Consider the following 12534-nt stretch of genomic DNA (forward strand, 5'->3'; position numbering starts at 1 on the left):
AATGGCTCCCGTGAACTTATCAACCGCAGCGTCACTTGATGAAGACAAAGGCCAGCCTACGTGCTGGCTTTTTTATGTGTTATTGGTAGTGTATTCTGTCAACCACGTAGCCTCTCCGGCAATGCTTTAACCAGGTATCAGATTGAAATATCTTTCTTCATTTCGCACGACACTGAAAATTTCCCGCTACCTGTTTCGGGTATTGGCCGTCATGCTATGGTCACTCGGTGCGTTGTTGACGACGTTTTATATCCTGAACATTCTTAATGAGAAAAAGTCTGATATTCGGCAGGAATATAATACTAACTTTGAGCAGGCGCAGAGTTACATCCGGCACTCCTCCGACATTATTCGCGATATCAAATATATGGCGGAGAATAGGTTAAATCACAATTCGGCGAGCAGCGATATTGCCGCTGGCTCATTCATTAGAAACAAAACGACACCAAAATATTATCCGCTCAATTCAGATGCCGATTGCGCTGCGCTTAACACCTCTCGCCACTCCTCATTAAATTCGCTGAGTAACCTTATCCTGTATTGGAAAGAGAATTTCGCCGCCGCTTATGACCTTAACCGCATCTTCTTTATCGGTAACGACACATTGTGTATGGTGGATTTCGATATCCGCAACGCGCCAATGGATCAAGAAAATCTACTTAAGTCACTGAATGAACAGATTTTAAAATATCGTGATGCTAATGGTCAGGATAAAGATAGCGCGCTGTATTGGGTGGTTCCTGGCGTACGGCCAGAGATTGGGACGTTGTATGTGCTTAGCCCGTTGTATGTGGGTAACAAATTAGAAGCATTTGTCGGTACTGAGCAAACGATTCGTCTGGAGGATTTTATCTCATCTGGGCCACTGCCGATTGGCGTGACCTTGCTGGATCAGGACAATGAGCCGGTATTACGGCTGGCGACCGGGGAGCGTCATGCTTCGATGCTGGATAACTATCCTGATTCCCCATCTTATTTCGGCTATATCGATGATTATAATAGTCTGATACTGAAAAAGAATTTGCTGCCATCGACCCTCAGCATTGCCTATTCCTTGCCCGTTAGAACGATAATCGAAACATTCAAGTTATTAATTTTTAATGCATTACTGCTGAATATACTCTCTGCGGTGGTGATATTTACCCTAGCCTGGCTATTTGAACGAAAAATGTTCCACCCGGCTGAAGATAATGCTTTGAGACTGGAAGAGCATGAGCAGTTCAACCGCAAAATTGTGGCCTCTGCTCCGGTGGGGATCTCCATCCTGCGCATCAGTGATGGGACCAATATCCTCAGCAATGAATTAGCGCATAACTATATTAATTTGTTAACGAACGAAGACCGTGAACGCATTACCCGCATTATTTGTGAGCAGCAGGCTAACTTCGTCGATGTGATGACCAGTAATAACAATAATCTGCAAATTAGCTTTGTTCACTCCCGCTACCGTAACGAAGATGTGGCTATCTGCGTGCTGGTGGATGTCAGTTCGCGGGTGAAAATGGAAGAGTCACTGCAAGAGATGGCCGCAGCAGCAGAGCAGGCCAGCCAATCTAAATCGATGTTTTTGGCCACCGTCAGCCATGAGTTGCGCACCCCACTGTATGGGATTATTGGTAACCTCGATTTATTGCAAACCAAAGAGCTCCCACAAGGTGTTGACCGCTTGGTGACGGCGATGAATAACTCCTCTGGCTTATTACTCAAAATTATCAGTGACATACTCGACTTTTCTAAAATCGAGTCTGAACAACTGAAAATTGAGCCAAGTGAATTTTCTACCGTTGAAGTGATCACACATATCTCCGCTAACTATCTACCGCTGGTGGTGAAAAAACGGCTAGGTCTGTACTGCTTTATTGAACCGGATGTCCCGCGAGTGATGATGGGGGATCCTGTTCGCCTGCAACAGGTGATTTCTAACCTGTTGAATAACGCTATTAAATTCACCGATACAGGCTGCATCATCTTGCAAGTGCGGGTGCGTGGCGACTATCTGGAGTTCCGAGTACGGGATACGGGGGTCGGCATTAATTCGCGCGAGATAAACCAGCTCTTTGATCCTTTCTTCCAGGTAGGCACTGGCGTGCAGCGCCATTTCCAGGGGACGGGTTTAGGTTTGGCTATCTGCGAGAAGTTGGTCAACTTGATGGACGGGGATGTCGAGGTGATCTCTGAGTTAGGGATGGGCAGTATTTTTGCTATCCGCATCCCACTGTATTTAGCCGAAAACAGCGATGAAGCCAATAATACCGTGTTGCCACAGAGCGATCGCTGGCAAGGGAAAACCCTGTGGCTGGATATTCGCAATGCGCGTCTGGAGCGCTATTTACTTGATCTTCTGAGTCATTTTGGTGCCATAGTTCGGCGCTACAGCCTTGATCAGCCCTTGAACGATCAAGTGTTGATTTGTGATTATTTGCCACAAATCAGCGCGCCGCTATCGACTTGGATTCAACTCTCCATTGAGCATATCGGTTTGCCACAAGAGACTCGCCCAGGTTATTGGTTGCTGAGTACTTCTACGTTGCTAGAGATTATCTCGCTACTGGATCGGTTATTGCTTGAGCCGCTGTCGGTGGCCAGCAATTCCCCCATACAGCTACCAGCGCCGAAAGCCAATCAGGATGATAATGCGGATATGCAAATTTTGGTTGTGGACGATCATCCGATTAATCGTCGGTTATTAGCCGATCAGCTCACCGCATTGGGTTATCAGGTGATGACAGCGAACGATGGGCTGGACGCTCTGGCGGTGCTGAGTGCCAATAACGTCGATATCGTGCTCACTGACGTTAATATGCCGAACATGGATGGCTATCGTTTAACTCAGCGTTTACGGCAGTTGAATCATCACTTCCCAGTCATTGGCGTAACCGCGAATGCACTGGCTGAAAGCAAGCAGCGCTGTATTGAAGCGGGCATGGATAACTGTTTATCTAAGCCGGTAACATTGGATACATTGCGGCAGATGCTGCGTTATTACAGTGATAAAGTGCGACGCTCACGCTAACCCTGCGTCCTTGACGCTACCGCGGTGTTAGCGAGCCGTTGTTGGTGTAGCGGCAAGGGATTTGGGTGATAAATACAGTAATAAAGAAGATTAATTAATCATCTGAATAGGTAGGCGAGGGGAGATATTATTAAACCCGGTGCTGCTGAGCAATACCGGGTTTGGAAACAGCTATTCTTCTTCTTTATTGACTTGGCTGATAGTGACGGAAGAAAGATAGTTTAACAGGGCGATATCATTATCTACGCCCAGTTTCAGCATCGCCGATTTCTTCTGGCTACTGATAGTTTTAATGCTGCGATTCAGTTTTCTGGCGATCTCGGTCACCAAGAAACCTTCAGCAAATAACCGTAAAACTTCGCTCTCTTTCGGTGACAAGCGCTTATCACCGTAACCATTGGCACTGATTTTTTCTAGCAATTTAGCCACACTTTCAGGGGTGAATTTTTTCCCTTTTTGTAATGCTGCCAATGCTTTAGGCAGGTCAGCTGGTGCGCCTTGCTTTAATACGATCCCGTCAATATCCAGGTCCAAAACAGAACTGAGAATAGCCGGGTTATTATTCATCGTTAGAACAATTATGGCTAAGTCTGGGTAATGACGTTTTATATATTTTATCAGCGTGATGCCATCACCATACTTGTCTCCAGGCATAGAGAGATCAGTAATTAACACGTTGGCATCTAGTTTAGACAAATTGTTAATAAGCGATGTTGAATCTTCAAATTCCCCAACAACGTTTACCCATTCAATTTGTTCAAGTGATTTTCGGATGCCAAACAAAACAATTGGATGGTCATCAGCAATAATTACATTAAGGTTGTTCATGGTTATGGGTTACCTTGCTGCAACAGTCTGGTGACGAAAGAATCAATTTGACTGATGCTATTTTCGATCTTCAACCGATCGCCATCTGCGATATGCTGTTCTAATGTTTCACATAGCTGCTTGCCGAGTACCAAGTTCAACATAGCAAATACGCCTTTCAATCGATGTGCAGTCTGCGAAAGCGATATGAAATCACGTTGCTGAAGTTCAGTATACAGTTTCTTCAGATCTATCGGTACTGTCTCAACGAATAAGGAATAATAGTCGCTGGTTTTTAGTTGTTGTTCATAGGTACTTATATCATCTTCAGCAATAAATTCAGACTCTTCCGGTGATTCATCTGATAAGATCCGTTGTTCAATTAATAATAGTATTGCATCAATAACGGCGCTGCCTAAATTATAATTTACCCGGATATAATTATCCTGCAACTGCTGTAATCCCACCTCATCTGAAGTCAGTAATAAGGTAAAATTATCATACTGTTGTGGATTATCAGTTAACGTGACGTCGTAATCCCGCCCCGGCAGGCGATCATCGGCAATAATGCAGTTTGCACCGAATGAACCCAATAAGGTGGTGATGATTGAACGTACTTCTTCCGAGGTTATATCTAATAATGCCGTCACCCCATCTAATAATTTCTCTTGCTCTTCTTGTTGCCCATTCTCGATAGCCATAGTTAGGCGGATGGTATAACGAGTACCTATATCGATTTTGCTGCGAATCTCTAATTGGCCGCTTAATTTCCTACATAATTGGTTACATAAAAAGAAGGTTAACCCCGAACCATGATTGTATCTATCGACCAATGTTTGGCTGAGGAAAGGATAATTAAGATTACTGATCTCTTCATCAGATATACCAACACCGGTATCCGTTATCTGAATAATCAGCTGTTCTGGATGGTCCGGTTCGTGGTCTACATTGAGTGTGATTTTGCCGTAATCAGTGGTGATGATGGAATAATGCAGCAGCAGCGACAGTATTTTACGTAATACATTTTCATCACCCATGTAATTTTGATCAATATCGGCACGATAGTGATTAAAGAGCGTTAAACCTTTCTGATTAATGGCAGGCAGAATCTCCAACAGCAGTGCATCAATTAATGCCGACAGCGAGAAACTGCGCTGCTCAGGCTGCCAATCTTGTGTTTCCAGGCGCGTGAGTAGGGTGATGTTCTCAATCAATTCAATAATTGCATCTGATTGTGCGATCAATTTGGTCGTCAGCGCTTGTTGTTGCTGTAAATCAGTGGTGTTCTGTAACTCATGGGCAATCTGATTGAGGATATTGACGGGTTGATTCAGCTCAATCCCCAGATTGTGCAACATCAGTTTACGTGCTTGCAGACTCTTGTCGTATTCACGCCTCGCCTGTTGCAGCTTCTTATTCACCAACACTTCTTTATCTTGATCATGGAGTAGGAATAGATAGGTTTCCGGTGAAATCTGGCTGCGGAACATCCGAATTTCGTAAACTTCATTATTCACGGTGCCCTGAATCACCCCATGGTGCTGCTCTGCCATATGTGCAATTTTTTGCATATTAAGGTGTGGCATCAGATTGTCGGCAATCTGGTTGCTGGCGACGACGGTGTTATTACTGAAGTTATAGACCAGCAACCCTTGGGGTAGGTTGGTAATAATTTCCTGACTCAGTGATTTCTGCGCCTCTAACTTTTCGACCATATCCGCGCTTGGATGAACATATTGGCGGCGCACGAAATAGATGGCTAATACTGCCGACACCAGTAGCAATATATTGGTCAAAATCAGCCAGAAGTTATTCTTCAGCAAATCAATCGCTAACAGGTTAATCGGGACACGATAAACGATTCTCAGTGTGGCGTTAGCCAAAGGGGCGGAGAACTCAACCCAGTAGCCATTGAGTGTCACACTGGCGGCGGCGACATCTTCAGGTGCCATGCCCTCATTAATTGGCGTCTTATCTTTTTGCAGCAGGAAGTTTGAGCGCGCCATATTCGGCGGGATTAAGTCATTAATCGGCAAATCAAAAGCGATAACGGTTGCCAGATGCCCTGGGTGGTTAAAGGTGGTTCTCAGGGTGAAATAGTAGGCATTTTGGAAACGTAATTTGCGCAGTGGCGAGAAACTCTCGCGCTCATCTAAGGTGTTAGCCTGTTGGAGCATTTCTGCCCGTCGGGATTCAGCGGCGACAGTCAGGTAGCTCTCTTTAAAGCGCGAGGTGACCTCTTTCAGAGCCTGAGTGGTGATAAGCGTCAGGCTATTATCCTGCCCGTTAAGATAATACATTGAGTAGGTATCATTCTGTGACCCCCAATGGCTATCAAGATAGTCAGACATCTGCAAGGCCATCGCCAAGGTTGCTGGTTCGTGATTGCCAAAAATGACCGCATCCGTTTTCCTGCGTGGCTTCTCAATAGAGTAAATATCAGGGCGCAGGCGGATTTCTTGCGCTGAGAGGATGACCTTATCAGCGACGTCCGGGTTATTCGCTAAATCATAGAGTTGGTAAGTATGATAACGATAATCATCAATACGCTGCTGCAAACCGCTGGCGATATAGGTTAGCGCGTGCTTTTTTTCTGTCAGATAAGCATTGGTATAGTTGTAGCCATACAGCCCGATGGTAATGAGCAGCAATACGATAAACAGCCAGAAGCAGCGGGTGATCTTAGCTGAACTGGTAGATAACGAGTTATTTTGCATAAAGAGGCTGCATATTCCTGGGTTAGCGCGTGACGGCTCTGGCGCTGGCGGTGACTGCCAGTAACAGCAGCGCCACGCAGCCAAAAGCGACTGATAAATTACTGAGTTGTGCGACAAAACCAATTGCCGCAGGGCCAGCCAGAATACCGGCGTAACCGATGGTGGTAATAGAGGCCACGGCCAGATTGGCTGGCATCACGGTTTGGTTACCGGCAGCGGTGAACAAAATGGGCACCACATTTGATGCACCCAGCCCCACCAGCATAAAACCAATAATAGCGGCAATTGAGCTATCAACACTTATTGCCGTCATAATGCCAATCGCGGCGCACAGGCTGCCACCGAATAATACCTTGTATCGGCCCAAGGCGTTGACAATCCGATCACCATTTAAGCGGCCCAGCGTCATGGCGATAGCAAATACGGCATAGCCCATCCCCGCTTGTGAGGGCTCCATGCCTCGCAGTGTGGTCAGGAAGACCGCACTCCAGTCAAGCATTGAGCCTTCGGCGAGAAACATCACAAAACATAAAAAACCGATGAACATGACCCAACCGCGCGGCCAAACAAAGAGCGGGCCATCATGAGGCTCACCGCTACCCTGTAACAGGTTTTTATTGGCGGTCAGCAGTAGGATTATCATTAATACCACCGTCGCCATAATCGCCGTCAGTGGTGTGAGCCCCAGCCACAGTAATGCACTCACGCCACCCGCACCAACAATCCCGCCGACACTGAACAGCCCATGGAAGCCCGACATCATGGCCCGGCCACTGGCTTTTTCAACAATGACCGCCTGAATGTTCATTGCGACATCTATTATGCCCATCGCGGCACCGAAGATTAACAGGGCAAGGGCCATGGTCACCGGCGTATTCATCAATACCAGCAACGGGAGATCGAGGCATAATATCGCGCCCGCCAGTAAAATCACGGCTCGGCACCCCCATCTTGCCGTGAGCACGCCAGTCAGAGGCATGGCCATCATTGAGCCGATACCAATGCACAACAGCAGTAAACCCAACGAAGCATCATTAAGATCAATACGTTCTTTGGCAAATGGCACCAGTGGTGCCCAAGCGGCCATGCCCAATCCAGCGATAAAGAAAGCCAGTCGGGTCGAGACTTGCTGTGCAACACCCGGCTGATTTGATTGTTGACGTAAGGTTTGTTGTTGGCGTATTTCGGTGCTCATGAGGTATTAGAGTCTGTGATTAATATGAATGATCAATATAGACAGACGTTTCTATCACAAAGAGAAATGCGGGTCGAAGGGATTTATCTGATTAGCAGAATAAATGGTGGCCTAATTGATAAGTTTGTTCTTTTAAATTCACTTTTGCTTAAACATTGAGCAAATGACAATTCTGGTTAAAACATTCATAAAGCTAAAGTATGGCGACGGCAAATGTTGCAAATTTGTAATGCTAAATAATTAACTTTACTGATGTGTTTTGTTTGAGCGTATAGGGGGAGCTTTGGTTGATGTACAGTGTCACGATTTTCGCTTAAACGATTAATATTATTATTTATCAGTATTATGGTGGCTTGTAATTAGCTGGTTTTTGAAGTCTTTATCTGTCACTTATCATTTGCCATTTTAATGATTGTAAGTTAAATGAAAAATTTTATTGTACAGTTTTTGAAATCTAGACTTATATCTAAGTCGTGATTCGCAAACTTATTGTCCGAGATCACATTAAAAAAAATATAAAAAATTTAAGCTCGCCATTGCGCTGATTCCTTTGTTGCTGTTAACCACACCAGAAACAAGCTTAAACCCTCTTTTACGAGGTGTTTATTTACCCTCCTGCGTCCGACTTATCGGGGTCCCCCCCGGTATGATGGAAAGTTATTAACGTCAGGGCAGTGACCTGATTGTGCACATGAAAGAGGGTACCACCGTGCGCTATCAGCGTTTTTTCACCACCGATGGTGAGGGCGATTACAGCGAGTTGGTGTTTGATGACGGCGTCAATCCCCCAGTGCATGCCACTTTCCCAGCCGCAATGGGGGCTGCCGTGGCGGGTGAAACCCTCTTGGTACCCTTTGGTTCTCTACGGCAAAACTTGATGCTGGGACATCCCCATGCCACGGAGCAGGAGATGCTACAGGCGCTGCATATCAGCGGTGCAATAACTCTGGTGCAACAAGATGTCGCCAGTCTGGGTCGCATTATTAATGAAGTCACTGTCGGGACGGGGAAGGTCACGCCATCGAGCCGCGCGCAACTGATAGAGAGCCTCGATGGCGGGGGTGGTGGAGACGGTATCGCCGGACACGCTGCAAGATGAGGTTAAGCGCGACCAGTTTTACTACCGTATCTACGTTCGCACTGATAGGGCTGAACTGACAAATAAAGCCGGTAAATCATTTCCAATATTACCGGGCATGGTCGCGAGTGTAGAAATTAAAACTGGCCAAAAAACAGTTTTGGATTATCTGATAAAACCCCTTAATAAAGTGAAGGAATCACTGCGGGAGCGCTAATACCATCAGCTAACACTCTACCATTATGACCCTCTATCATTGATGGTAGTGGGCTAATTATTAGTCAATAAATATAAAGCAATACAAATATATAGCTGGGCAATAGTTGAACGAACAGCTTAATTATTGTTCTTGGCGATTGAGCTATTCGTGCTGAAATATAATCACGAAACTATATTATCAGGATATTGTTTCAATTTGTTAATATAGGCATCACTATAAATATACTTTGCTATATATATCGCAGGCAATAAAAAAGCCGGTCAAAAGACCGGCCGTCAACTAACGAATTATCTGGCTGCAAGAGCCACAATGAAAGTAATATAAAAAATAATGATGATAGCGGAGCTATTATAGCTCCAAGGTTTAGTATATTACTTATCAATTTGTGCTACGCAAGTTTTTATGTATCATCATGTTTTATATCAACATATTATTTGTTTTTGACAATTGGTGCTATATTTTACGTGTTGCTTATTTTTGTGAAAGTTCGCGCATATTTACATTTAGAAATACTTTTTGGGCAATATGAAACATTATCTCCAACTTGGTAGCATTTTCTGTATGGATCTATCCAGATATTATTACCACAATAGAATAACCCCGTTGGGATAATATGCTCGTAAGAGCAGTGGCATAGTTAGATCTAATAATAGAGGATAATAACGATGAAACTTCGAGTTCTTTCCCTGCTTGTTCCCGCTTTATTAGTTGCAGGTAGCGCAGGCGCGGCTGAAATTTACAGTAAAGACGGTAACAAACTGGATCTGTACGGCAAAGTTGATGGTCTGCATTATTTCTCTGACGACAAGAGCAAAGATGGCGACCAGTCCTATATGCGTTTCGGCCTGAAAGGCGAAACACAGATTAGTGACCAATTGACCGGTTACGGCCAGTGGGAATATCAGGCAAACCTGAATAAAGCTGAAGATCAAGACCAAGGCAACTTTACGCGTGTTGGCTTTGCTGGTCTGAGATTTGCTGATTACGGTTCTCTGGATTACGGCCGTAATTACGGTGTGCTGTACGACGTCACTTCATGGACTGACGTACTGCCAGAGTTCGGTGGTGATACCTACGGCGCGGACAACTTTATGTCGCAACGTGCTAACGGTTTGGCGACTTACCGTAACACCAACTTCTTTGGTCTGGTTGATGGCCTGAACTTTGCGCTGCAATATCAGGGCAAAAATGGTAGCCCTACCGAAAGCAACAATGGCCGTGATGTAAAAGGCCAGAATGGCGACGGTTATGGTATGTCCCTGTCTTATGACCTGGGCTGGGGCGTGAGTGCATCTGCGGCGATGTCTAGCTCTAAACGTACTACTGACCAGAACATTACCCCAGGTATTTATGGTAATGGTGATCGTGCTGATGCTTACACTGGTGGTCTGAAATATGACGCCAATAATGTATATCTGGCTGCTACCTATGCTCAGACTTACAACTTGACTCGCTTCGGTGACTTCAGCAAATCTGGTCCAGATGCTGTTTTCGGTTTTGCTAACAAAGCGCAAAACATTGAGTTAGTGGCTCAGTATCAATTTGATTTCGGTCTGCGCCCATCTGTCGCTTACCTGCAATCCAAAGGTAAAGACTTAGGCAATGGTTACGGTGACCAGGATCTGGTTAAATACGTTGATGTTGGTGCAACTTACTTCTTCAACAAAAACATGTCCACCTACGTTGATTACAAAATCAACCTGCTGGATGAAAACAACTTCACCAAAAACGCCGGTATCAACACTGATGATATCGTAGCTGTTGGTTTGGTTTACCAGTTCTAATTCTGATTATCGGATAGGTTCTGAGACAAAACGCGGTCATTTGGCCGCGTTTTTTTGTTTCTGGTGCTGGCAAAGGGCTATCGTGACGGGATCACGACGCGTCCACTTTTTGAACAAATTGGCTTTTTTTGACCATTTTCGGCATGAAGTTTAACCAAACGAATCAAATTTCAAATTTTTTTAAATGAAACACTAGACATATCATCACGCTATAGATCATAATCCCGCTCATTGGAAGGATGGCCGAGTGGTTTAAGGCAACGGTCTTGAAAACCGTCGACTGTAACAGGTCCTAGAGTTCGAATCTCTATCCTTCCGCCAAATTACGCCGGCATAGCTCAGTTGGTAGAGCAACTGACTTGTAATCAGTAGGTCCCGAGTTCGACTCTTGGTGCCGGCACCAATAAAAAGCCCCGTTATCTGAATAAGATAACGGGGCTTTTGCTTTTCAGTTTGTCTATGCTGCGGCCGTGTTACCACTACCGCCCATCGAGTCAACCATTCTTCGCCAACTGAGCGACTAGCTGATTAACGCCGTCACTCATATTGCTAAATTTCGTCAGCTGAGTGCGAGTCACCACCACAAATACGCCAATGTTTTTCTCTGGAATCATTGCCATATAGGTAATAAACCCACCGCCGCCACCGGTTTTTTGCATGATACCCGGCAGATCTGCATTCGGTGCCATATAAACCCAGCCCAGACCCAACGCATCGGCTTGACCCGCAACATCCATGCCCTTCAGTGAGGTAAGGTCACGGCGCTGGAAATAGAGCGTCTGCTCACGTTTGGCTGAGCTTTTGCGCGCACTGTTATCGGAAGATAAGAATTGCTGCATCCAGCGCTGCATATCCTCTGGCGTTGAGTAGATCCCGCCACTGCCAGCGGCCGCAGTAGTATTTTCACAACGGCTGCTACCCACGCCGACCATCAAGCGGTTACATTGCTCTGCCGTCGGGGTGAGGGTGGTATTTTTCATGCCCAGCGGGGCGGTGATTTTATCACGTAGCAGGCTGGTATAAGGCTTCCCTGAGGCTCGTGATAACGCATCGGCCAGTAAGTCGTAGGCCAAATTGGAATAAGCGGCTCTAACCCCTGGTGGTACGGTCACATTGGCCTGTTTTAGCCACTGCCAGCGATTATCTTTAGTCGGCCAGGTAAACACCGGTCTTTTTTGCGGGCCACCGGGCTGCTCGCGTGGCAGCCCACTGGTATGGCTTGCCAGATTCAGCAAGGTTATCGGCTGCTTTGTATTATAAGAGGGGACCTTGGCTCCCTTAGGCGCATACTTTCGCAACGGATCAGTCAGTTTAACCGTGCCATCATCGGCCAGTTTAACCATCACTTCACTGGTCATCAGCTTGGTAATTGATGCAATGCGAATTAATGAGTCAGGCCGTGGGCGGAGGTTGTTACCGGGTTTGGTTTCACCAAAACTGCGGTTGACCACTTGATTATTATCGATAACCACCAGTGCCATCCCCATGGCACCACTGTTATAGAAAATATGTTCGGCATGTTGATCAACAACTTGTGAGGTCAAAAGCTCGGTCTTAGCTTGGCTGTGCAAGGGGATGGTGAATAGGGCAGCGGCCAGCAGCGAGCAGGAGAAATGTTTCAGCACTCTTTTATCCATGTTCAAAAAGCAAAATAAGTGGTCGTGGGCTTATAGTAATCTGATATCTGAATAAAACATGCTGAAATTTTTGGGCAAATGAA

Annotated in this window: 7 protein-coding genes, 2 tRNA genes and 1 pseudogene; 6 read left to right on the forward strand and 4 right to left on the reverse strand. The window is 45.7% G+C overall.

The window, feature by feature from the left end; translation table 11 throughout:
- Window positions 1-142: 142 nt before the first annotated feature.
- Window positions 143-3013: a two-component system sensor histidine kinase RcsC gene (gene rcsC, locus ACZ76_RS15745; RefSeq protein WP_048619767.1), complete on the forward strand. Its 2871-nt coding sequence runs from the start codon at window positions 143-145 to the stop codon at window positions 3011-3013.
- Window positions 3014-3184: 171 nt separating this feature from the next.
- On the opposite strand, the gene rcsB is transcribed toward rcsC, so the two are convergent.
- Genes rcsB through ACZ76_RS15760 form a run of 3 tightly spaced genes read right to left on the reverse strand, consistent with a single transcriptional unit; the run spans window position 3185 to window position 7732 of the window.
- Window positions 3185-3841: a response regulator transcription factor RcsB gene (gene rcsB / locus ACZ76_RS15750; RefSeq protein ID WP_004875319.1), complete on the reverse strand. Its 657-nt coding sequence runs from the start codon at window positions 3839-3841 to the stop codon at window positions 3185-3187.
- 2 nt (window positions 3842-3843) lie between these two features.
- Complete coding sequence (gene rcsD / locus ACZ76_RS15755) at window positions 3844-6537, reverse strand: phosphotransferase RcsD (protein ID WP_048619768.1); 2694 nt, start codon at window positions 6535-6537, stop codon at window positions 3844-3846.
- Window positions 6538-6559: 22 nt separating this feature from the next.
- Complete coding sequence (locus tag ACZ76_RS15760; RefSeq protein ID WP_048619769.1) at window positions 6560-7732, reverse strand: MFS transporter; 1173 nt, start codon at window positions 7730-7732, stop codon at window positions 6560-6562.
- A gap of 691 nt (window positions 7733-8423) precedes the next feature.
- Between ACZ76_RS15760 and ACZ76_RS15765 the strand changes: the two genes are divergently transcribed.
- The 5 genes and pseudogenes from ACZ76_RS15765 (at window position 8424) to ACZ76_RS15785 (ending at window position 11217) form a co-directional block, all read left to right on the forward strand.
- The gene (locus tag ACZ76_RS15765) at window positions 8424-8831 is read left to right on the forward strand and encodes a hypothetical protein (protein ID WP_048619770.1); all 408 of its coding nucleotides are present in this window, start codon (window positions 8424-8426) and stop codon (window positions 8829-8831) included.
- Window positions 8785-9027, forward strand: a pseudogene (locus ACZ76_RS15770) (secretion protein HlyD); the annotation flags it as partial. The gene ACZ76_RS15765 and the pseudogene ACZ76_RS15770, both read left to right, overlap by 47 nt.
- A 668-nt stretch (window positions 9028-9695) precedes the next feature.
- The gene (locus ACZ76_RS15775; protein ID WP_048619772.1) at window positions 9696-10814 is read left to right on the forward strand and encodes a porin OmpC; all 1119 of its coding nucleotides are present in this window, start codon (window positions 9696-9698) and stop codon (window positions 10812-10814) included.
- A 233-nt stretch (window positions 10815-11047) separates the two neighbouring features.
- Window positions 11048-11135: transfer RNA gene (locus tag ACZ76_RS15780), tRNA-Ser, on the forward strand.
- A 6-nt stretch (window positions 11136-11141) separates the two neighbouring features.
- Window positions 11142-11217: transfer RNA gene (locus tag ACZ76_RS15785), tRNA-Thr, on the forward strand.
- Window positions 11218-11308: 91 nt separating this feature from the next.
- Here ACZ76_RS15785 and ampH read toward each other — a convergent pair.
- Window positions 11309-12451, reverse strand: coding sequence for a D-alanyl-D-alanine-carboxypeptidase/endopeptidase AmpH (gene ampH, locus ACZ76_RS15790; protein ID WP_048619773.1), 1143 nt, complete (start codon window positions 12449-12451; stop codon window positions 11309-11311).
- Between the last annotated feature and the right edge of the window lie 83 nt (window positions 12452-12534).

Origin of the sequence: Yersinia aleksiciae (genome assembly GCF_001047675.1) — a bacterium.
In the GTDB taxonomy this organism is placed as follows: domain Bacteria; phylum Pseudomonadota; class Gammaproteobacteria; order Enterobacterales; family Enterobacteriaceae; genus Yersinia; species Yersinia aleksiciae.